The 21,895-nt window shown below is 59.1% G+C and carries 17 protein-coding genes; 8 read left to right on the top strand and 9 right to left on the bottom strand.

Translation table 11 applies throughout. The features are described 5' to 3' along the window. Nucleotides 1-28: 28 nt before the first annotated feature. Nucleotides 29-553 carry a ribosome biogenesis factor YjgA gene (gene yjgA / locus LC093_RS13940; protein WP_226665878.1) on the top strand — a complete coding sequence of 175 codons (525 nt, stop codon included), beginning with the start codon at nt 29-31 and terminating at the stop codon, nt 551-553. Between the two features lie 53 nt (nt 554-606). Here yjgA and LC093_RS13945 read toward each other — a convergent pair whose 3' ends face one another. From LC093_RS13945 to LC093_RS13975, 7 genes are all read right to left on the bottom strand, one after another. Continuing rightward, on the bottom strand, nt 607-1,443 hold the full coding sequence (locus LC093_RS13945; RefSeq protein ID WP_226665881.1) for a hypothetical protein: 837 nt from the start codon (nt 1,441-1,443) through the stop codon (nt 607-609). A 153-nt stretch (nt 1,444-1,596) separates the two neighbouring features. Next, the gene (locus LC093_RS13950; RefSeq protein WP_226665882.1) at nt 1,597-5,964 is read right to left on the bottom strand and encodes a YhdP family protein; all 4,368 of its coding nucleotides are present in this window, start codon (nt 5,962-5,964) and stop codon (nt 1,597-1,599) included. A gap of 66 nt (nt 5,965-6,030) precedes the next feature. Continuing rightward, nucleotides 6,031-7,518, bottom strand: a complete 1,488-nt coding sequence (gene rng / locus LC093_RS13955) for a ribonuclease G (protein ID WP_226665883.1) — start codon at nt 7,516-7,518, stop codon at nt 6,031-6,033. A gap of 17 nt (nt 7,519-7,535) precedes the next feature. Then, the gene (locus LC093_RS13960) at nt 7,536-8,159 is read right to left on the bottom strand and encodes a Maf family protein (RefSeq protein WP_226665884.1); all 624 of its coding nucleotides are present in this window, start codon (nt 8,157-8,159) and stop codon (nt 7,536-7,538) included. Between the two features lie 136 nt (nt 8,160-8,295). Next, complete coding sequence (mreD, locus tag LC093_RS13965; protein WP_226665886.1) at nt 8,296-8,775, bottom strand: rod shape-determining protein MreD; 480 nt, start codon at nt 8,773-8,775, stop codon at nt 8,296-8,298. Between the two features lie 5 nt (nt 8,776-8,780). Continuing rightward, nucleotides 8,781-9,611: a rod shape-determining protein MreC gene (mreC, locus tag LC093_RS13970; protein ID WP_264193107.1), complete on the bottom strand. Its 831-nt coding sequence runs from the start codon at nt 9,609-9,611 to the stop codon at nt 8,781-8,783. Nucleotides 9,612-9,713: 102 nt separating this feature from the next. Beyond that, nucleotides 9,714-10,748: a rod shape-determining protein gene (locus LC093_RS13975; RefSeq protein ID WP_043318714.1), complete on the bottom strand. Its 1,035-nt coding sequence runs from the start codon at nt 10,746-10,748 to the stop codon at nt 9,714-9,716. Between the two features lie 512 nt (nt 10,749-11,260). Between LC093_RS13975 and gatC the strand changes: the two genes are divergently transcribed. The 6 genes from gatC (at nt 11,261) to cysZ (ending at nt 17,850) form a co-directional block, all read left to right on the top strand. Beyond that, entirely contained in the window at nt 11,261-11,548 is a 288-nt protein-coding gene (gene gatC, locus LC093_RS13980) for an Asp-tRNA(Asn)/Glu-tRNA(Gln) amidotransferase subunit GatC (RefSeq protein WP_226665888.1), read from the top strand. 44 nt (nt 11,549-11,592) lie between these two features. Further along, the gene (gatA, locus tag LC093_RS13985; protein ID WP_226665894.1) at nt 11,593-13,047 is read left to right on the top strand and encodes an Asp-tRNA(Asn)/Glu-tRNA(Gln) amidotransferase subunit GatA; all 1,455 of its coding nucleotides are present in this window, start codon (nt 11,593-11,595) and stop codon (nt 13,045-13,047) included. A 13-nt stretch (nt 13,048-13,060) separates the two neighbouring features. Continuing rightward, nucleotides 13,061-14,512, top strand: a complete 1,452-nt coding sequence (gatB, locus tag LC093_RS13990; RefSeq protein WP_226665895.1) for an Asp-tRNA(Asn)/Glu-tRNA(Gln) amidotransferase subunit GatB — start codon at nt 13,061-13,063, stop codon at nt 14,510-14,512. A 239-nt stretch (nt 14,513-14,751) separates the two neighbouring features. Beyond that, nucleotides 14,752-16,440, top strand: a complete 1,689-nt coding sequence (locus LC093_RS13995; RefSeq protein WP_226665897.1) for an AMP-binding protein — start codon at nt 14,752-14,754, stop codon at nt 16,438-16,440. Between the two features lie 192 nt (nt 16,441-16,632). Then, nucleotides 16,633-16,929: a PA4642 family protein gene (locus LC093_RS14000; RefSeq protein WP_226665900.1), complete on the top strand. Its 297-nt coding sequence runs from the start codon at nt 16,633-16,635 to the stop codon at nt 16,927-16,929. Nucleotides 16,930-16,932: 3 nt separating this feature from the next. After that, entirely contained in the window at nt 16,933-17,850 is a 918-nt protein-coding gene (cysZ, locus tag LC093_RS14005) for a sulfate transporter CysZ (protein WP_226665902.1), read from the top strand. Between the two features lie 117 nt (nt 17,851-17,967). Here cysZ and rhlB read toward each other — a convergent pair whose 3' ends face one another. Beyond that, nucleotides 17,968-19,521, bottom strand: a complete 1,554-nt coding sequence (gene rhlB / locus LC093_RS14010; protein ID WP_226665904.1) for an ATP-dependent RNA helicase RhlB — start codon at nt 19,519-19,521, stop codon at nt 17,968-17,970. Nucleotides 19,522-19,638: 117 nt separating this feature from the next. Further along, nucleotides 19,639-20,283, bottom strand: coding sequence for a DoxX family protein (locus tag LC093_RS14015; RefSeq protein WP_226665906.1), 645 nt, complete (start codon nt 20,281-20,283; stop codon nt 19,639-19,641). Nucleotides 20,284-20,396: 113 nt separating this feature from the next. On the opposite strand from LC093_RS14015, the gene LC093_RS14020 reads away from it, so the two are divergent. After that, nucleotides 20,397-21,755: an MATE family efflux transporter gene (locus LC093_RS14020; protein ID WP_226665908.1), complete on the top strand. Its 1,359-nt coding sequence runs from the start codon at nt 20,397-20,399 to the stop codon at nt 21,753-21,755. Nucleotides 21,756-21,895: the final 140 nt, after the last annotated feature.

Genomic DNA, 21,895 nt, shown 5'->3' on the forward strand with positions numbered 1-21,895 from the left:
CTTAACTCCGTTTCATTTGAGAGACTTCATGCAACACACTGACGAATTTGACGCCTTTGACGACGACCAGCCCAAGAGCAAAACCCAGGTCAAAAAAGAAATGCACCAGTTACAGGAGCTGGGCAAACAACTGACGGAATTGAACGCGGCCAAACTCGCGGAAGTACCGATGGAGGCCGATCTACGCGAAGCCATCGAGACCATGCACCGTATCAAGTCCAATGAAGCGAAGCGCCGCCAGCTGCAATACATCGGCAAATTGATGCGCAAGGCGGATACAGAAGCCATTGAAGCGGTATTGTTAAAATACAAGGAACAGGATCACCTGTATTTGCGTTTCGACCGTATGGCAGAAGACTGGCGCCAACGGTTGCTGGAACAAGGTAAAGAGGCACAAAGTGCGTTCTTTGATACCTACCCTGGCGCCGATCACCAGCAGCTGCGCACGCTGATTCGGGAATCCGGAAAGGAAATCGCCAACAAAAAACCGCCTACCAACCAGCGAAAATTATTCCGCTATCTTCGGGACTTTTTTATGCAGACCGGACAATAAACCTGTCCGAAGCGGTTGGCACAGAGGGCATATTCCCCTGTGCCAGAAGCAGCTTACTCGGCGCTCGTCTCAGCCTGCCATTCGAACAGATTCAGCTCGATAAAGAAGAAGGCCACCAGCCACAGGAAGGCATCCCAGAAGTCCAGGAAGCTGCCATTGATTCCCCAGTAAACCGCACACAACAGCAGCGCGAAATAAAGCAACCCTTTCACCACCTGTGAGTAACGCATGATCGCGTCGGAAAGCTCATGACGCAGCTGCAACCAGACATCAAAAGCCAGAATAGCCACCACCAGCAGCCAGGCACCGGCGTTGATCACATCCACCCAGGCAAGCCATTGAATTTCACGCCACACTGCTGCGTCGCCGACCACCTGAGTATCCGCAAGACGTAACAGCTGGGAATCCGCCAAGGACCCACAGTTGGCGGCTGTCAGCGCCGTGTAATCATCCTGCTCCAGCACCATTGACCAGCCGCTATTGGCGAGATCACAGGCAGAAGCCGTTACCGGCAGGAGATGTGTCAACGAAACCATTTCCGACACATAGCCATAAAACGAATACACGATAAACAGGTAGCAAACTGCGGAAATGGCGTTGAGCAGCCACTTGGTCGCCCCCTTAAGCCGTTCATCGGAAAGCACCCAGGTTTCCAACTCAAACACCAGCAACAGCAGTACCCACGCGAGGGTATCGATGGTGTCGTTATAGGCTTCGATGATTTTGCTCAAACTCACGCCATCCGCGAATACAGTGGCTGCCGCGGCGTGGTTTTCCAGAAAGAATGCGTAGACGTTGTACGCGAGCAGGCAATACACCGCGTACTTGAACAGACGAAACAACCCGTAGCGGGTAACAGAATATCCGGCCAATGAGACCACCTCAGACATAGGTGACACCCTCGAATAGTGATTATTGTTTATTATCGCGTTGCGTGTGCCGCCAATATCGAACAATTATTCAGTTTTTTCAACCACCGCCGGGGCTCGGTGTGCAGCAGTATCAAGTTGCCGCGCGCTACCAGGGATTTAGAACCCGCTCACTCAACCAGCGCCAACCGGAACAGCCTCCGGGCCAAATTTCTGCTCAATCACCGGCAGCCCGGAGCGATTATTGTCGACTTGCGCCGGACGGCTTGCGGACTCACCGCTCTCTTTCTCCCGTGGAGCAGCCTCCAGCGATGACTCAAGATCGTGTGCCTGAGCCTCCTGTTTACGGCGAGCGCTCTCGGCCACGGCACTCTGGCCCTCACGCCCGGCGGCCCCATCGTCAAACAGCTTGTCAAACCGAACCTCCGGGTTCGACCACTCGCCATCAATGCGATAACTCACGCTGGCGACTCTATCCACCTGCTTTTTAAACACCTTACTGATCAGGTATACCCCCGCTGCTGCGGGCAAGCCCCCCGCCAGCGCGGCGACAAATGCCAGGTTATTGCCAACCGGCAGCGTGGCCACGAGGGTCAGATTGAGGTCTTCCCGCTTGAGATTGACGCGACCGGCCATCTGCAGCTCGCTGGTCGGCCCTTCAACCTGGATCGGAACAGCAATCAGCAATTCGCCATCGCCTTCGAAATACACTTCACCGTGCACCCGGTCGAAGGTCAGGCCGCTCTGAACCAGATCCGAAAAGTCCAAGCGCAGGCGGCGGGCCCAGGTATCGAAGTTAAATAGCGACAACAGCCGCAACAGGGCTGAGCCCGCGTTGTCACTGGCGCGGAGAAAACGTCCCTTTTGGATATCGATCCGGATTTCGCCCGCGAGGCTATCGACTCGCGCCAGCGCCGGTGATCCATTCCAGCGCAGGGCCGTATCAAAGGTGGCGGACTGGCTTTCTATCGCGGCCTCCTGACCCCAAGCCTGCAGCACACCTCCCAGATCAGTACTGCGCAAGCGGCCAATAAACTGGGAAGACTCGGAGCCATCCGCTCCTCGCATCCACATCAGTTGGGCCCCGAGACGGTTATCACCTTCCCCACGGCCCTCGATCGTGACCCCGCGCATGGCGCCCTGAATATCGCTGATCACCAGCCTTTCCGGCGAAGGGCGCAATTCAAATGACCAGGGCCCCATCATTTCATCACCGAGCTGCAGGTTTTCCGTGGCGAAATCCATCGCCGGCAAGCTGGCAAAGTCGAAGCCTTTCCAGCGGTCAGCCTCCATCGGCTCTGGCACCTGGCCGTCCGCGACACTTTCCACAGGGTCAGTGCCCTCTTCTCCGGCGCTGGCACGTGTCGCCAGGGCCGGCAGGCGCAAGTGCTTGAGGTTAAGCTGCAGCGGGGTAGCGGCATTCATGATCCCGGAAACCTGACCGGCGGCCATTTCACTATCAAATGCCAGCTGCCAGTCAGCCCCGAGCCCACGTCCGGTCACATGAATATGGTCGACATGCACAGTCTCGGAGAGCTGTAAGCGGTCAGTACTCAGGTCCAGTGACACGGAGAGAGGCGACGACTCCAACGTATTTTGCGCGCTCTGCTGAGCTTCACCTGATGTCTCACCTGATGTCTCACCTGATGTCTCACCTGATACCACACCAGGTGTCTCGCCAGGCGTCGCTTGCTCTGATTCATCGCCGTACATGGCAAGCGCCGACTTCCAAGACTGCAGCTCAATCACCGACAGGTCTCCGATAATCGACACTCCGGGATCTGCCGGGAGGCGCGCCTCGGCATTCAGGGCAATAGAGGCCCGCTCCAGTCGCTTGCCCACCTGCCAGAACTGGCCCTGCAAATGCTCGCCGTAACTCAGGTGATACAGGTTGCCCTGTTCTCCGATTGGTACTCGCAGCACAAATCGGGACTCGTCTTCCGCTACTTTGCCAAGCGGCGCCGGCAGGTTCACCGCCACACCTTTCAGATCGGAGTTGATTTCCAGCACCGCTGCATACGGCACATTTTTGGATTTGGCAGGAATGGTAACCAGCGCCGCGTAATCCAGCTCACCGTCCAGCCAGCCGAGTTCCGGCCGACTGCTCCAGGCACCCACATCGGCTGCACTGGTCCGACCATTCACCACCACCTGGGTGTCCCGCTCGTCACCGTCCCCGAGGTGCTGGATATGTGCCTGCAGCGGTTTGCCCCAGAGCGCACCGGAAAGCCTGGTGCCATCGAGGCCGCTAATGCTGTTAAAGCGCACCTGACCTTCCAGCGCATTGAAATCGAGGTTGAGATTTTTCAGCGCCAGCTGCCCACGGGACAGGGTGACATCTACCGTCTGCTCCGGGGCGATATCCGCGCCGCCCAACGGCTGGGTAAGCACTAACTGGCCGCGCAAATTACCCTGCAGATCCCATTCGTCGAAGGCACTGCCCAGCTGCTCCCGCAGCGGGGAATCTCGCAACAACCGCAGGCCGTCTGCCGCCGGGCCGTCCAGATCCGCCTGAACATCCAGCCGGGACCCGTGTGTTTGCGGCGCAACCCTAACAGCCAGGTTACTGGCCTCGATATTCCACAGCTGCGCTTTGCTGGCGGCGACCGAAACCTCGCCATCATTGATCGTCAGGTGGCCATCGGCATGTCGCGCCGCCGGCCAGCCGGGAAGATAAGCCAATGTGCTGTCACTGAAATCCGCCTGCAACTGTACGGTTTGGCGAGAAGGGTGTTCGCCCAGCGCCAGCAGCGCCGCATCATCACCGGACTTGTAGCTATATCCCCGGTACAGGAAGCCCGCATCACTGATCTGGCCAGCGTTGCGCTTGCCAACGCTGCGATTGAGCCAGTCGCGCAGGTCGTCACTGACAACAAAAGGGACCATATTGCGCTGCTCGACGACCGCGACATCCTTCAGGCCCAGAGCCAGCGTGAAATCAGCGGGCCTGGTATTGGGGATCAAGGGTAGTTGCAGCAGGAACTGGCCGGTAAACGTGCCGACTTGTGACCCCATGGACAGGGGCCCGGAATACACAGAAACCGCGTTGTGCTCTCGATCAATCGCCCAGGCGACCGTACCGCTGGCGCTGTTGAACGCAAAAGGCTGTTCGTACAGCAGGGGAAAGTGCGCACTGAAGCCCTCTGGGCTGTTGAGTGCTACACGCCCTCCCCGCCCGTCAAGCTCCAGGTATCCATTCATCCCGGTAACCGCCGGTGCACCGTGATGGGCGCCAGCAGAGACGTCGTGGAGATTCGCGGCCAGTGTCAGCTCACCATCCGGACGGCGCGCCAGGCGAACATTGCGCAGCTGCCCCTCAGGCTCAAGTGCTTCCAGCCACTCATCGGCTTTTTCCGGCAACAGTTGCAGCACCCGCAATACCTGGTGCCAGGCTTTCAGTTCAATCTGATCCAGCGCCAGCTGCGCACCTGTCTTACGGTCACCACCGGCGCGCAAGTTCAGCTGGGGGACTTCCAGCTGCTCCCAGTTCAGGCTCAGGGCCTGTAACACCACTCCCCAGGACTCTCCCGGGCGCCATTGCCCGGAAATTCGGGTAGACATGGATTGCAGCGAAGCCAGCGCGTTGGATACTTGTTCGGTATTGGCTTCAGAGCCCCCGACTACAACATCCCCTTCCGAGGGCGGCTCCGTCTGCTGCGCCAGGCTCAACTGGCCGCGCAGGCTGTAGCCATTGGCTGCATCGGACTCCAGCCACAACCGCCCACCAGCGAGCTTGCGCCCGCGCCAATGTAGGGTTTCTGGCAGGGGCGACAGGCGATAGAGCAGCGCAACCAGGTCGCTATCAGCCACCAGTTCATTGAGTTGTACATAGCCGCGCAAAACGAAATCATCGCTCCGGCGAGGATTTCCGCGCCCTTCCAACACCAGCCGCAGACTCTCTTCACCGCTGTGCAGGTTTTCCATCGCGCCGCTGACATACGCTTTCGCCACCAGACGGTGAAAATCGCCGCCGTTTTCCAGCTGTATCTCGGGCAACTCAAGATCGGCACTCTGGCCATCCGTCAGAGTCAGACCAATACGCGCGTTGCGCACCAGTACTTTGGGCCCCAGCTGGAAAATGCGTGCCGGGTCGCCAATGCGCCCCCCGACAGGCTCGGCACCAGCAGCCCTGGTGGCACCGGAAAGCGGGAAGCCCACCACTTGCCAGCCACCCGCTGCGCGCTGTTGCAGGTGCGCGGCAAAATCGTCGACCTCGAGGTTTTTCCAGATCAATTCCCGGTGCCAAAGGCTGGCCAGCAGATCCAGGTGGAAAAGGCCGCGCCCCATCTGCATCTCACCAGCGCCGCCAATTTTCAAGCCGTCCACTTGCAGTGCAACTTCCAACGCCTGCCAACGCAGAGAAATGCCATCAATTACGACCGGAGCACCGAGTTGCCGGGACAGCCAGCTACCGATTTCCGGGCTGTACTTGCCAACCTGCGGTGAAAGGATTCGTCCGGTCTGCACCAGGATCGCGAGCGCGATAACCACGCTCACCACCAACAGCCAGAACTTTCGGGCAAGCCAGCGCAACCACAGCATCAGGGCGTCCCTCCGATGCTGTCACGCCGCCAGCAGCTATCACCGGCAACCAATACATATGTGCACTTACACCAGCACAATGTCGTATTGCTCCTGGTTGTATATGGGTTCTACCTGGAACTGAATCGGTCGATCGATAAACTCTTCCAGGTCAGCGACATTCGCAGACTCCTCGTCGAGCAACAGATCAATCACCACCTCGCTCGCGAGCACCATGATCTTTTCACTGTCGTAGGCACGCGCCTCGCGAATAATCTCCCGAAAGATTTCATAGCACACGGTTTCCGGGGTTTTCAGCGTCCCGCGACCGACACATACCGGACAGGGCTCACACAGCATCTGACCAAGGGATTCCCGCGTACGCTTGCGGGTCATTTCCACAAGCCCGAGTTCAGAAACTCCGGTAATGCTGTTTTTGGCATGATCCCGTTCGAGCGATTTTTCCAGGGTACGCAAAACCTGACGCTGGTGTTCCGTGTCCACCATATCGATAAAGTCGATAATGATGATTCCGCCCAGGTTGCGCAGTCGCAGTTGACGGGCAATCGCGGTGGCCGCCTCAAGATTGGTCTTGAAGATGGTCTCTTCCAGATTGCGGTGGCCAACGAACGCGCCGGTATTGACGTCGATGGTACTCATCGCCTCGGTCTGCTCAACGATCAGGTAACCACCAGACTTGAGCGTCACTTTGTTCTGCAGTGCTTTGCGAATTTCTTCCTCCACACCGTAGAGATCAAACAGCGGCCGCTCGCCCGGATAATGTTCGATGCGCGGTGCAATTTCCGGCGCGTACTTGCCGGCAAACTTGGCCGCACGGGCATGGGCCTCGCGGGAGTCGATGCGTATTTTTTCGGTATGCGGACGCGCCAGGTCGCGCAGGGCGCGCATGAAAAGTGGCAGGTCTTCGTAAATGATCGCCGGCTCTTTCTCCGACTTGATACGCTGTTCCAGCTCACTCCACAATTTGTAGAGAAACGGGATATCCCGCAGTAATTCCTCTTCGCTGACGCCTTCGGCAACAGTGCGCAGGATAAATCCGCCGTTGCCGCTATGGCCCTCTTCCGCGAGGCGCGCGGAGGCGAGGTCCACCAGTTCACGCAAACGGTCCCGCTCGCTTTCATCCTCGATACGGTTGGAGATACCGATATGACGGGTCTGCGGCATGTACACCAGGTAGCGGGCCGAAACGGAGAGATGTGTGGTCAAGCGCGCGCCTTTGCTGCTAATAGGGTCCTTGACCACCTGAACCACCAATGACTGGCCTTCACGCACCAGCGCACGGATATCCGCTACTTCCCCCTCGCGGGACTCCATCCCTTCATCATCGAGAGGCGCAATATCCGAGGCATGGATAAAACCCGCACGCTCCAGGCCGATATCGACAAATGCAGCCTGCATGCCGGGCAATACCCGTACAACTTTGCCTTTATAGATATTCCCAACGATACCACGCCGGGCGCTGCGCTCCAGGTAAACCTCCTGCAGCACGCCGTTTTCCACCAGCGCGACCCGGGTTTCCATCGGCGCCACGTTGATCAGTAATTCTTCGCTCACGGGCCCGTCTCTCCTAACTACCCAAGCTCACTGCGCTTGTCGAACTGCCAATAGGGTATTCCGGCACGCTCCAATAGCGGTGCCAGTGCTTCCAGAGGCAGCCCTACAACATTGCTGTAACTGCCTTCGATGGACGCCACCAGAAGCGCCCCCATCCCCTGAATTCCGTAGCCACCCGCTTTGTCCGCGGGTTCGCCGGTATCCCAGTAGGCCTCAATCAGGCGCCGATCCAGGGCGCGAAAGCGCACTCGGGTTTCCACGATCTGACTCAATGTTTCCCGGGCACCAGTGAGGCAAATTGCCGTAAGCACCCGGTGTTCTGCGTCGGAAAGCAAGCGCATCATGCGCGCAAAATCCGCGAACTCTCGCGGTTTCTCCAGCACCTGCTCTCCCGCGACCACCACCGTATCCGCGCCCAGCGACCACAGCCGCTCGTCGCCACCGGCCAGTGCCAGGCCCGCACGAGCCTTCTCTTCAGCCAGGCGCAACACATAAGACTGTGGATCTTCTTCCGCGCGCCGGGTTTCCTCAACCTGGGTCGCCGCTGTCGAAAAAGGCACGCCAATCTGCATTAAGAGTTCCGCGCGGCGCGGAGAAGCAGAGGCAAGCAGGAGTCGGCTGTCGGATTTGGCTTCAGGCACGGTTCAATCGTTACTTATGGTTATAACTGGTTAGACGAAGAAGCGATTATAGCGGTATCGGTCGAAAATTGACCGCAATCATTACACGCATTTACACACAATCCCTTCCGCGGCGCGCGCACAGGCAACCAAACGGTCAGCGTACCCGCAGGCGGGAAGCCATGCCGTGCAGCCAGGGGGTTACCAGGGGCCACAGAAGCGCCGTCGTCAGTGCTGGCCACAAGAAGGTCAAGCCCGGCACCGTCTTGCCGACGAGACTATGCACCCAGTTGCCCAGCAACTGGTTGATCCCAACCAATACAAACACCCACATTAATTGCTGGGCCGGATTAAACGCCCTGGTGCGCTGGTAGGTCAGCAGGCTGAAGTAGGCCAGAACGGCCAGCGACAGGGCGTGAGCCCCGAGCGTGGAACCCGTCACCAGATCTTCGGCAATCCCTATCAGCCAGGCAAAGCCCACGCCCAGGCTTTGGGGCATCCGGGTGGTCCAGAAAATAACCAGCAAGGCACAGAAGGCCGGGCGAAACCAGAGCCAGTCGTAGGGCAACGGCATCACCGCCAGCAGTAGGGCAATAAAAACGGTAAACAGGATAAACCAGCGGTTGTGGGCTTCCATTGCCGTCAGTCCTGGCTGCCGATGACGGCCAAAACGAATCGGCTCCGGTTCATCTGGCCACGGGGCTGCACATCGACATCGGCAAATGCGCGACCCGGGTCCCGCCGCACCGCAATCACTTCCCCTACCGGATAACCGGCCGGGAATCGGCCGCCGAGCCCGGAGCTGAGCAGCAGGTCACCTTCGCGGATATCGCTGGTATTGGCCAGGTGACGCAGCTCCAGACGATAGAGGTCACCAGTACCTTCGGCCACCGCGCGCACGCTGTTGCGCAACACCTGTACCGGCAGCGCATGCCCCGTGTCGGTTATCAGTAATACGCGACTGGAATAGTCACCGGCCTCAATCACCTGACCCAGCAGTCCGCTGGCGTCCATGATTGCGGTCCCCTGCTTGACGCCGTCGGAGCGACCCTTGTCGATAATCAGCACATGCTCAAGGGGGTCCGGGGATACGCCGATCACCTGCGCCACCAGCACGCGCTGGTCGACAGTCTCAGCAGAGTTCATCAGTTCTTTAAGCTGGGTATTTTCGGCGCGTACCGCAGCCAACAGCTGGGTCTGCTGCTCCAGCAACATCACCTGGTGCTTGAGGCGACTGTTTTCTTCCACCAGTTCTTCACGGGTGCGCAATTGATCTCCCGCCCAGTCTCCCACCCGGCCGGGAGTTCCGGTTATCCAGTAGAAGGGCGCAGCCAAACTGGCAGCGCGCTCTTTGAGCGGGTCCAGCCAATCGGTGTAGATATTGACGAGTATCAGCGCGCCAGCCACCAGTCCCAGCACGATAATGCGGGATTCCGGCGACGGGCCTCGGGTAAATAGCGGTTTAATGGGCAGGCCCCCATTAACAGGTCTGCGAAAGTGTTGTTATTGGTTGTGGCTGCACATCACTGTGCGGTTGGATACTACCGCCCCCTCCCTGGGTGCGGCAGCGGTGAGTTAGTTGCTCACCAGGTACAAACGGCTCTTGTCCATCATGTCCAGTGCCTGACCGCCACCGCGGGCAACACAGGTCAGCGGGTCATCGGCGACAATAACCGGCAGGCCGGACTCTTCCATCAGCAGGCGGTCGAGGTCTCGCAACAGTGCGCCACCACCGGTGAGCACCATACCGCGCTCGGCAATATCAGATGCCAGCTCGGGCGGAGACTGCTCCAGTGCGCTTTTCACCGCCTGTACGATACCGGTCAGCGGTTCCTGCAGGGCCTCAAGGATTTCGTCGCTGTTCAGGGTGAAGCTGCGCGGCACCCCTTCTGCCAGGTTGCGGCCGCGCACGTCGATTTCACGCACTTCACTGCCCGCATAGGCACAGCCAATCTCTTCTTTAATCCGCTCAGCGGTGGCGTCACCAATCACGCTACCGTAGTTGCGGCGTACGTAGTTGACGATGGCTTCGTCAAAGCGATCACCACCGATGCGCACGGAATCGGAGTAAACCACGCCGTTCAGGGAAATAATGGCAATCTCGGTCGTACCGCCGCCGATATCCACCACCATGGAACCGCTCGCTTCTTCTACCTTCAGGCCGGCGCCGATGGCTGCCGCCATCGGCTCTTCAATCAACCACACCTCGCGAGCACCCGCCCCCAGTGCAGATTCGCGGATTGCACGGCGCTCTACCTCGGTAGACTGGCAGGGGACACAGACCAGTACCCGCGGGCTTGGACGCATCCAGCTGTTTTCATGCACTTTCTTGATGAAGTGCTGCAGCATTTTTTCAGTGACCTGGAAATCGGCAATCACCCCATCTTTCAGAGGGCGAATGGCGGTGATATTCCCCGGTGTACGACCCAGCATACGCTTGGCCTCCACCCCCACCGCTTCGACAATCTTGGTGCCGTTGTAGTGGCGGATAGCCACAACAGAGGGTTCATCAAGGACTACACCGCGATCACGCACGTAGATCAGCGTATTTGCAGTACCCAGGTCAATGGAGAGATCACTGGAGAACATGCCCCGCAAACGTTTAAACATGGAGTTCGATTACCTTATTCTGAAGTACAACACCTGAAGCAGAATCGGGCTCAGGTGCCGCAGAGCGCTGACTGAACTGGCTGACAGCACTCCCGGCGATGGAAAGTGTTACAGGGTAGTTAGTCAACGCAAATAATTCTGTGTTCCGGACAGCGTTTTTGTCCGCTCCTCAAGCTCAATCCGGGAGCCCGAGTCCTGAGGTTGCGGCCAGATGCGACGGGGCTCCGGCCAGAATCGGCAAACTCTAACAATGGCGCAGGTTGAGGGCAAGGTGAAATAGGGCCGATTGCCCCTCGTGATCCCACAGCGCCCCCTGTGTCACGCCGATCAGCGCAAGCCTTGGGAGATTGTCCCCCAACTATGGTAAATTTGCGCACCTTTGACCAAATAAACCAGATACCCAGAGTACCGCTCTGGGTATCACCGCATTAACAGCGGATAATCCCGCCGGCACGCCCGACATCGGGCTGTCGCTGCAAGTTAGCCAATGAGAAGCTGGAGTCTCTACCCCCATGGCCGTGGACGCGCAAACCGTAGAAAAGCTGGCCGAGCTGGCCCGCATCGCCATCTCTGAAGAAACCATTGACGAAGTCAGCAGTCGCCTGGGCGACGTACTGCAGCTGGTGGACCAGCTCCAGGCCGTCAACACCGAGGGCGTTGAGCCCATGGCCCACCCCCTGGACGAGATACAGGTACTGCGAAAAGACGCCGTTACCGAACCCAACCGCCGGGAAGAATTCCTCAAGCTGGCACCGCAGACGGAAGCCGGCCTCTACCTGGTTCCCAAGGTCATCGACTGACCTTACTGCACCACACTACAGAATCAGAATAACCCGGATTTGCCATGCATCAGTTGACCATCGCGGAAATCATCCGCGGCCTGCGCGACAGACAGTTTTCCAGTGTCGAGATTACCAGCCACCTGCTGGAGCGGATTCAGCAGCTGGACGGACACTACAACAGCTTTATTACCGTAACGGGCGAGCAGGCTCTCGCACAGGCCGCCGCCGCCGACGCGCGCCTTGCCGCTGGTGATGCGCCAGCGTTGTGCGGCGTGCCCATCGCCCACAAAGACATTTTTTGCACCAACGGTGTACGTACCAGTTGCGGCTCAAAGATGCTCGACAACTTTGTACCGCCCTACGATGCCACCGTCGTAGACAACTTCCAGCAGGCCGGTGCCGTCAGCCTGGGCAAAACCAACATGGATGAGTTCGCCATGGGCTCTTCCAATGAAAGCAGTTTCTACGGCGCCGTCAAAAATCCCTGGGACCTGGCGCGCATACCCGGCGGTTCCTCCGGTGGCTCCGCCGCCGCAGTAGCCGCGCAACTGGTGCCCGGCACGACCGCCACGGACACCGGCGGCTCGATTCGCCAGCCCGCGGCAATGACCGGCACCACCGGTCTCAAACCTACTTACGGCCGCGTATCCCGCTGGGGCATGATCGCGTTCGCTTCGAGCCTGGACCAGGGCGGCCCTATCGCGCGCACCGCCGAGGATGCGGCCCTGATGCTTTCGGTCATGGCCAGCAGCGACAGCAAAGACTCCACCTGCCTCGACCGCCCGCAGCAGGATTACACCGCCAGCCTGAACGATTCCATTGCCGGCCTCAAAATCGGCGTACCCCGGGAGTATTTCGGCGAAGGCCTGGACGGCGAAGTGGGCGCTCGCGTCCAGGAAGCCCTGAAACAATACGAGGCACTGGGTGCTGAGCTGGTGGAAATCAGCCTCCCCCACAGCAAGTTGGCGGTGCCGGCCTACTACGTGATCGCACCCGCGGAGGCCTCGGCCAACCTGTCGCGCTTTGACGGCGTGCGCTACGGCTACCGCTGCGAAAACCCGGCGGACCTGCGCGACCTGTACATGCGCTCCCGCGGCGAGGGCTTCGGCGAAGAGGTCAAACGCCGCATTCTGGTCGGCACTTACGCGCTGTCAGCGGGCTACTACGACGCCTATTACAACAAGGCCCAGCAGATCCGCCGCCTGATCAAGCAGGACTTTGTGGACGCCTTCCAGAAAGTCGACGTCATTATGGGCCCCACTGCGCCGAACCCGGCGTTCAAGCTGGGCGAGAAGAATGCCGACCCAGTCGCCATGTATCTGGAAGATATCTACACCATCGCCACCAACCTGGCGGGATTGCCCGGCATGTCTCTGCCCTGCGGTTTTGCCCACGGACTGCCCGTCGGCCTGCAAATCATCGGCAACTACCTGGATGAAACGCGCATGCTCAACGCCGCACACCAGTTCCAGCAGGCGACCAACTGGCACCAGCAAACAGCCCCGGCGGCAGAATAAAAGGAGACGCGACGTGGAATGGGAAGTAGTCATCGGGCTGGAAGTACACGTACAACTCGCCACCCAATCTAAAATTTTTTCCGGTGCAAGCACCGCCTTTGGTGCAGACCCGAATACCCAGGCCTGCGCTATCGATCTGGCCATGCCGGGCACGCTGCCGGTTCCCAATGAAGAAGCGTTCCGTTACGCGGTCATGTTCGGCCTCGCGATGAACGCGGGGATCGGCAAACGCTCGGTGTTCGAGCGCAAGAATTATTTCTACCCGGATTTGCCCAAGGGTTACCAGACCACCCAGCTGGAGAAGCCGATCGTGGGCGCGGGCCAGATCGAGATCCACCTGGAAGACGGCAGCAGCAAGACTGTGCGCCTGCACCATGCGCACCTGGAAGAGGACGCTGGCAAATCCCTGCACGAAGACTTTCACGGCATGTCCGGTATCGACCTCAACCGTGCCGGTACCCCGCTGATCGAGATCGTCTCCGAGCCGGATATGCGCAGCGCCGCGGAAGCGGTGGCCTATCTGAAAAAGATCCACAGCATCGTGACCTACCTGGGGATTTCCGACGGCGATATGTCCCAGGGCTCCCTGCGCTGCGACGCCAACGTTTCCGTGCGTCTAAAAGGCGAAGAAGCGCTCGGTACCCGCGCCGAGATCAAGAACCTCAACTCGTTCCGCTTTATCGAAAAAGCCATCAAGGTGGAGGCCCAGCGCCAGATCGACCTGATCGAAGACGGTGGCAAGGTAGTGCAGGAAACCCGCCTGTACGACGCGGACAAGAACGAGACCCGCTCGATGCGCAGCAAGGAAGTGGCCAACGATTACCGCTACTTCCCCTGCCCGGACCTGTTGCCAGTGGTGTTGTCCGACGAATATATCGAACAGGTTCGCGGTGATCTGCCGGAGTTGCCGGATGCCAAGTGCGCGCGCTTCGAAAAAGACTACGGTCTCTCCGCGTACGACGCCGACCAGGTGACCCAGGAGCGCGCTACCGCCGATTACTTCGAGCAGGTAGCCGCCGAGTCCGGCGAGCCCAAACTTGCCGCCAACTGGGTGATGGGTGAACTTGCCGCACTGCTCAACCGCGAAGAAAAGTCCATCGCCGACTCGCCGGTTTCCGCGGTACACCTGGCCGGCCTGATTGCGCGCATCAAGGACAACACCATTTCCAGCAAGATTGCCAAACAGGTATTCGAGGCTATGGCAAATGGTGACGGCGATGCGGATACGGTGATCGAGGCCAAGGGGCTCAAGCAGGTTTCCGACACCGGTGCCATTGAAAAACTGGTGGACGATGTGATCGCGGCCAGCGGCGCACAGGTAGACAACTACCGCAACGCCGACCCCGACAAACGCCCCAAAATGATGGGTTATTTCGTCGGCCAGATCATGAAGGCGTCCAAGGGCCAGGCAAACCCGCAGATGATCAACAAGATCCTCAAGGACAAACTCGACGCCTTGCTCTGACCCACGCCGCGGGGCCCATCCGGGCCCCACAACCAAGCTGCCCCGCGCGCCAACCTCTCCTCACCTTGCCGCTCCCCCGCAATTACCCAACCCGCCGTCAAATCAGTGCGCCACATTCGACGAATGGTTAATGGACACCGGGAACCGAACCGTGAAAAGCTGGGACCAATAACAATAAACGGTCAGGCGCAGTCGCGAGCGACACGCCAAACCAGAAGCAATAAAAAAGAGGTCCCACAATGAACCAGCCTCTCCCCAGCTACAGTAAGGGCGATACCAGTCAGCCACTGATTGAAATGACCATCGGTGACAAGTTTGACGAGATTGCCGCAAAGTTTCCCGACAACGAAGCACTGGTCGCGCGCCATCAGGATATCCGCTGGACCTATGCGGAATTCAAACAACAGGTCGATACCTGTGCCCGCGCGCTGCTGGCTATCGGTATTCAAAAAGGAGATCGGGTCGGGGTCTGGTCACCAAACTGTGCAGAGTGGACCACCATGCAATTCGCCACCGCGAAAATCGGTGCCATCCTGGTCAACATCAACCCGTCCTATCGCCTGCACGAACTGGAATACGCCCTCAACCACTCTCAGGCGCGCATGCTGGTCATCGCCGAGAGTTTCAAGAGTTCCGACTACACCGCGATGCTCTATGAGCTGGCACCGGAGCTCAAAAACAGCCAAGACAGGCTGACACATTCGGACAAACTTCCCCACCTGGAGCTGGTGGTTAACCTCGCCGAAAAAACCTACCCGGGTATGTGGCGCTGGCAGGATCTTCAGCAACAGGCTGCGGCAGTTAACCCGCAAACGCTGGCAAGTGCACAGGCAACTCTGCAGTGCAGCGACCCGATCAATATCCAGTACACCTCCGGCACCACCGGCTCACCCAAAGGCGCAACACTCTCCCACCGCAATATCCTGAACAATGGTTTTTTCGTTGCCGAAAGTATCAGCCTGACGGAAAAGGACCGCCTGGTAATCCCCGTGCCCCTGTACCACTGCTTTGGCATGGTGATGGCCAACCTTGGCTGCGTCACCCACGGTGCCACCATGATCTATCCGGGCGAAGGCTTTGATCCCCGCGCGGTCCTGGAAACGGTGAGCGCCGAGCGCGCCACCGCGCTCTATGGTGTACCCACCATGTTTATCGCCGAACTGGACCACCCCGACTTCGGAGACTACGACCTGCGCTCGCTGCGCACCGGGATAATGGCCGGCTCCATCTGCCCGGAAGAGGTTATGAAAGCCGTCAACAGCCGCATGCATATGCGCGAAGTACAGATCGCTTACGGTATGACCGAGACCAGCCCGGTTTCCACTCAGACCAGTGCAGATGATGCCTTTGACAAGCGAGTCACCACCGTCGGCCGCACCCAGCCGCATCTGGAATCCAAGGTCATTGGTCCGATCAGCGACGATCCACTGCCACGGGGGGAAATCGGTGAACTTTGCACCCGCGGTTATAGCGTCATGCTCGGTTACTGGGACAATGAAGCCGCTACCCGCGATGCCATTGATGGCAACGGCTGGATGCACACCGGGGACCTGGCCACCATGGACAGTGAGGGCTATATCCAGATTGTCGGGCGCATAAAGGACATGGTGATCCGCGGTGGTGAAAACATTTACCCCAAGGAAATCGAGGAGTTTCTGTATACCCACCCGGCCATTTCTGATGTTCAGGTCACCGGGATCCCCGACAAAAAATACGGTGAAGAACTCGTCGCCTGGGTGCGCCTCCGCCCCCGCCATGAGTCGGTTACCGCAGAAGATCTGCGCGCGTTCTGCCGCGGTAAAATCACCCATTTCAAGGTTCCCCGGTATTTCAAATTCGTCGATGAATTCCCCATGACGGTAACCGGCAAGATCCAGAAATTCCGCATGCGCGAAATTTCCATGGCCGAACTGGGAATCGAAGCCTGACGCAAATACTCATCACTTGCTGCCTGTATTCGACGAGCCTGGATTTCCGCCGCGCCCCCCTCGGATGGCACGCGGGAAGACAGGCCGGCCCCTGCCGCATACAATGTCCCCCAAGCCAGCGCCGGGTATCCTGGTGGTATTTGGCTATTAACACCCATTGAACGTCGGCACTAGTGAAAGAAGGAAGTAGCAATGAGCCTGAAAAAGGACAAACAGAAAGTTCTCGGTGAAGTTTTCGATGACGCGCGCATCGCGGAATTTCTGACTGGAGAGGCGCCGGCCGGATTTAACCGGGACTTTTACCTGCTGGAGCGCGCTTACCGCGGCATGAAGGCTGAAAACTTTGCCACTTTCGTGGGCCTGTTCAAAGAGCAGGGACTGGACCTGGACAGCCAGAGCCCGGAAGGCCAGACATTGCTCGCCCGCATCGGCGAACACGGACAGAGTGCGGAATATGCGGAAATTCTGCGCGCGGCAGGAGCCAGGTAAACCATGACCTCAAACCCGGTACACGGCGTCAATGCACTGATCCGGGGGGCGCAGCTGCTCACCCGGCGCGAGCTGCGCCCGTTTATTATAGTTCCCCTGCTGATCAACCTGGTGCTGTTTATCGCGCTCTCCGCGGTGATGATCAGCCAGTTCGACGACCTGGCCAGCTACATCGGCAGCCTGCTTTCCGATGAGCCTGTCGACACATCCAACATGTCCTGGTGGCGCGCAATATTGGCCACTGGGGCGGACTGGGCGGCGAGCGCTTTCCGCTGGCTGGCCTGGCTGATCGCCTTCGCAGTCGTACTGCTGTTCTTTCTCGTTTACGGGTACCTGTTCGGCATTATCACCAACATTATCGCGGCGCCGTTCAACGGTTTTCTCGCCGAAAAGGTGGAGGAATTACTGACCGGTCACCCGCCGCCTCCGGAACCCATCGCCAAGATGGTATTCCGCACCCTCGGCCGCGAGCTGCGCAAGCTGATGTATTTTCTCGGCTGGGGCCTGGTGATATTTGTGATCGCCCTACTCACCAGCTGGACTGTATTTATCCCGGCAGTACTTGGTGCCTTGTGGGGTGCCTGGTGCATGGCCATCCAGTATGTGGACTACCCGCTGGATAACCACCAGCGCTCATTCAGCGAGCTCAAGCGTGTATTGATGCGCAAGAAACTCACCACCCTGGGGTTCGGCGGCACCGTGATGCTGGCGAAGATGGTACCGGTCCTGAATATTTTCGTGATGCCCGCAGCCGTCGCCGGCGGTACCGCACTGTGGGTGGAGCGCATCTGGAGTGAAGGCGACCCGGGTAAAGGGCCCAACGGATCAGGCTCCACCGGGGACCGGAATAGCTCGATGGAAAACCTCGAACAGGACAATCCCAGAAAGTGGCCGAAAGGTATTGAAGGCCCGGAAAAATAAGGTCTGCCGAGTTCAGCTGATCCAAACAAAAAAACGCGGAAATCCCGCGTTTTTTTGTTTCTGGCTACCAGCTTTCCGGAAGCATGGCAGCCCTGGTATTCGCTGCTCGCAAAGGGATCAGTGGCGAGACCGGCCACCACCACGGTGTCCGCCACGATTGCCACCGCGATCACCACGGCGATCGCGGTTGCCCCCACGATCATCGCTACTGCGCTTCACATGCACCTTGGGCGGTTCCACCAGTAATTCTTCCGGCGGAACCTCGCACTTCAATTTGCTGTCCAGCAACTTCTCGATCGGCTCCAGACGCATAGCGTCGTCTTCACACGCGAAACTGATGGAAGTACCGCTCTTGCCCGCGCGGCCGGTACGGCCGATGCGGTGCACGTAATCTTCCGGCTCCTCCGGCAGGGTGTAGTTCACCACGTGGCTGATACCATCGATATGGATTCCGCGGCCCGCCACATCGGTAGCCACCAGCACCCTGGATTTACCGGATTTAAAGTCTTCCAGTGTGCGCACACGCTTGTTCTGCGCCACCTCACCGGACAGCAGGCCGGCATCGAAACCGTGCGCGATGAGATTTTCGTGCAAGCGGCGGCACTGGTCGCGGCGGTTGGCAAACACGATCAGGCTTTCCACCTCATCGCCTTGCAGGATGTTGTAAAGCAGTTTGTATTTTTCGTCACCGGAGACCAGGTACACATGCTGGGTCACAGTATCAGTGGCCACTCGCTCCGGCTCGATTTCCACGATAGTCGGATCCAGGGTCCACTGTTCCACCAGGTCGTCCACTTCCGGGGTGAAGGTGGCGGAGAAGAACATGGTCTGGCGGTGGGTCTTGCGCGGGGTCTGGCGCACGATACGACGGACCTGCGGAATAAAGCCCATATCCAGCATCCGGTCTGCCTCGTCGATCACCAGGAACTCCACCTGGTCGAGGAAGCAGTCCCGGTTGCTGACGAAGTCCAGCAGGCGACCGGGAGTGGCGACCAGAATGTCCACCAGTCGCTCGTTCAGCGCCTTCTGCTGCTTCTGGTAATCCATACCGCCAACCAGGGTGTGAATTTCCAGGTCGGTGTATTTACACAGGTTCTTGGCGTCGTCGGCGATCTGCATCACCAGCTCGCGGGTCGGCGCGATGATCAGTGCACGCGCCTCGCCGGCATAGCGCTCGTCTTCAAACGGGTTCTTAAGCAGCTCGTCGATGACCGTAATCAGGAAGGCCGCAGTCTTGCCGGTTCCCGTCTGGGCCTTGCCCACCAGGTCGTGACCGTTCAGGGTGTGTGGCAGCGACTGCCCCTGAATGGGCGAGCAGTACTGGAAGCCAAGATCGGCAATGCCGTGCATCAGTGGCAGCGGCAGATCCAGGTCGTGGAAACGGACCTTGCCCTCCTGCTCCGGCACCTGGAATTGATCCAGGCTCCAGGGCGCTTGCTGCTCTGGCTTGCGGGATCCGCCTGAACGACCACCCTTGCCACGCGACTTGTTTCCACCGGCACTGCCCCGCCGCCCGCGCTTACGCCCTTCGTCGGACTTGCCGCCCTCCTTTGAGGAAGACGAGCGCGTTTTGTCGGCGCCGGAAGCCTTGTGCTCCGATGCCGGGTGCGACTGCTTATTCTGGTTATCCTGCGCACTGCCTGAGGAACGGCGGAAAAACTTACCTATCAACGGATTACTCGCTTAATGATCAAATATTCGGCGAGTATATCATCGATATGGCTCAGGTATCGGTATATGTATATGGCTTAGGTATCGCCTAGGTATCGCTTAGGTATCGACTTGGACTCAGGTATGTCCCCGGAAAGCGCAATCCGTCAGGCCCTGGCGCCGGGCAATCCAGTAATCGAGGCTTACATAGCGCCCCGCCCCACTGAAAAGCAGTGCCAGCAGCATGATGAAATAGGTGGCTGCGAACTCAATGCCATTCTTGAGCACAGTGAAGTTACCCGCCTCGGTCAGCCACTCGTAGTGCCCATACTCTTTCAGGAGTTCCACAGCCTTTTCCTTACGCACCACCGCCTCGGCAATCAGGTCCCTGCGCCACTCCCAGGGCACAGTGAGAGTCTGCTCCGGCAGTGCGTGCCAGCCGTACTGCCAGTGGACACTCACCGCCGCGACTGCCATCGTGACCATCAATGGAATGGCTGCCAGTCGCACCCCCAGTCCCAACAACAGTGCCAGGCCGCCAATAAACTCGGTCAGTGCTGCCAGCCAGGCCATCAGAACCGGCGCGGGAAGGCCCAACCCCCAGTCCGGGTTACCAAACCAGGCCGCCACATCCTCGATATGACCGAGCTTGTTATACCCAGAGAGGATAAATATCGGGGCCAGGAAGAGCCTCAGTGCCAGCGGCCCCAGCCCGTCCAGCGGGCGCAGGAAATGCAGGAAGCACCGGTAAATACGATTGAACCCACTGCGGTCGCCATCCATAATTCGCTCCGAATTTTCCGCCGTTTTATATCTGGTCGGATCAGCCGCCGGATTCTTACTGCTTCACCCCGCCGGCCAGGCTCGCACCAGTTTAGTCATTCGTGTTGTCCCCCATGCTGAAACTCTACAAACGCGCTACCGCCACCGAGCTGCGCCACCTGACCAACCTCGGCGGCCCGCTGGTGGTCAGCAACCTGGCCGTGGTAAGCATGGGGGTCACCGATACCATCGTCGCTGGCCAATCCGGTGAAACCGATCTCGCCGGCCTGGCGCTCGGATCCAGTATCTGGGCGGTGTGTGCGGTGACCCTGATCGGTATGCTCGCAGCGGTCTCGCCGGTAGTGGCCAATTTGCGCGGCGCCCGCGATGAAGCGGGCTGTGCCCGGCAGATGCAACAGTCGGCGTGGATTGCCCTGGTGGGCGGGCTACTGGTTATGGCCGGGCTGGTGACGTCCATCTGGTGGAGCCAGTGGATTCAGACCGAGGCACCGGTGCGCCAGGTGATGATTCACTACCTGCTGGCACTGGCCACCGGTACCCTGCCCTTCGCATTCGGCAGTGCACTGCGCGGCTACTGCGAAGGCATGGGGCAGGTACGCCCGGTCATGCGCATTTACCTGGCCGCGGCGGCCTTAAATATTCCACTGGACGCGCTGCTGGTGTTCGGCTGGGGACCAATCCCCGCCATGGGCGGTGCTGGCTGCGGTTGGGCCACCAGTTTCGTGTGCTGGTGTATTGCCATCGCCCTCTACTGGCACGCCAAACAGGACCCGGCCTACCGCGCCCTGAAACTGCAATTACGCCCCCCTCGCCCGCACTGGCCCACCCTGCGTCACCTGCTGGCTGTGGGTATGCCGATCTGCGTCGGCGCAGCCAGTGAGGTAACGTTTTTTGCCAGCCTGGCGCTGTTGCTTGCCTCTTACGGTGCCACCATTGTGGCCGCCCACCAGATAGGCCTGAGTATCGGCTCAGTGTTTTACCTCGTTGCGCTGGCACTGGCGCAGGCCGTCAGTATCCGTACCGCTCAGGTATTGGGGCAGATACGCCCCAAGCGCGCGCGCTTTGTGAGTATCGTTGGGGTGTGTAGCGGACTGGTGTACGCGCTGTGTACCGGGGCAATCCTGATCACCCTGCGCGACTGGCTGGTACTCGCCTATACCGACAACCCGGACATCATCGCTGTCGCCACCAACCTGCTGCTACTTGCCGCCGCCTTCCAGTTGGTCGACGTGGCCCAGGCGATGGCCTGGGGCGCACTGCGCGGCTACAAAGACACCCAGGTGCCCATGTACATGCAGCTGTTCTCATACTGGCTGGTGGGGCTCGGCAGCGCTTACTGGCTCGGCGAGCAGTTGTGGGGCGTATATGGTTACTGGACGGGTATTTGTATTGGCCTCGGCACAGCGGCCGTTCTTCTGCTCATTCGTCTCCGGCGAACCAGCGCCAGGGCATTGCAAACCAATCGGACCTGACCACATCGGCAAACCGCCAAGTAACACGCAATTCCGGATGGCGCGATTGGCTATACTCGCGCTCGCATGGAACCCTTGACGAGATTTCGCGCCAAATAGTCCTGAGCCGCGAAAGCGAAATCTGTCCCGAACACGTTAAT

This window comes from Microbulbifer aggregans (genome assembly GCF_020524005.1).
In the GTDB taxonomy this organism is placed as follows: domain Bacteria; phylum Pseudomonadota; class Gammaproteobacteria; order Pseudomonadales; family Cellvibrionaceae; genus Microbulbifer; species Microbulbifer aggregans_A.

What these genes read in the sequence shown, in the direction of transcription:
- yjgA (WP_226665878.1), top strand. Translation starts at nt 29, where the DNA reads ATGCAACACACTGACGAATTTGACGCCTTTGACGACGACCAGCCCAAG.
- LC093_RS13945 (WP_226665881.1), bottom strand. Translation starts at nt 1,443, where the DNA reads ATGTCTGAGGTGGTCTCATTGGCCGGATATTCTGTTACCCGCTACGGG.
- LC093_RS13950 (WP_226665882.1), bottom strand. Translation starts at nt 5,964, where the DNA reads ATGCTGTGGTTGCGCTGGCTTGCCCGAAAGTTCTGGCTGTTGGTGGTG.
- mreD (WP_226665886.1), bottom strand. Translation starts at nt 8,775, where the DNA reads ATGGAAGCCCACAACCGCTGGTTTATCCTGTTTACCGTTTTTATTGCC.
- LC093_RS13975 (WP_043318714.1), bottom strand. Translation starts at nt 10,748, where the DNA reads ATGTTTAAACGTTTGCGGGGCATGTTCTCCAGTGATCTCTCCATTGAC.
- gatC (WP_226665888.1), top strand. Translation starts at nt 11,261, where the DNA reads ATGGCCGTGGACGCGCAAACCGTAGAAAAGCTGGCCGAGCTGGCCCGC.
- gatA (WP_226665894.1), top strand. Translation starts at nt 11,593, where the DNA reads ATGCATCAGTTGACCATCGCGGAAATCATCCGCGGCCTGCGCGACAGA.
- LC093_RS13995 (WP_226665897.1), top strand. Translation starts at nt 14,752, where the DNA reads ATGAACCAGCCTCTCCCCAGCTACAGTAAGGGCGATACCAGTCAGCCA.
- LC093_RS14000 (WP_226665900.1), top strand. Translation starts at nt 16,633, where the DNA reads ATGAGCCTGAAAAAGGACAAACAGAAAGTTCTCGGTGAAGTTTTCGAT.
- cysZ (WP_226665902.1), top strand. Translation starts at nt 16,933, where the DNA reads ATGACCTCAAACCCGGTACACGGCGTCAATGCACTGATCCGGGGGGCG.
- LC093_RS14015 (WP_226665906.1), bottom strand. Translation starts at nt 20,283, where the DNA reads ATGGATGGCGACCGCAGTGGGTTCAATCGTATTTACCGGTGCTTCCTG.
- LC093_RS14020 (WP_226665908.1), top strand. Translation starts at nt 20,397, where the DNA reads ATGCTGAAACTCTACAAACGCGCTACCGCCACCGAGCTGCGCCACCTG.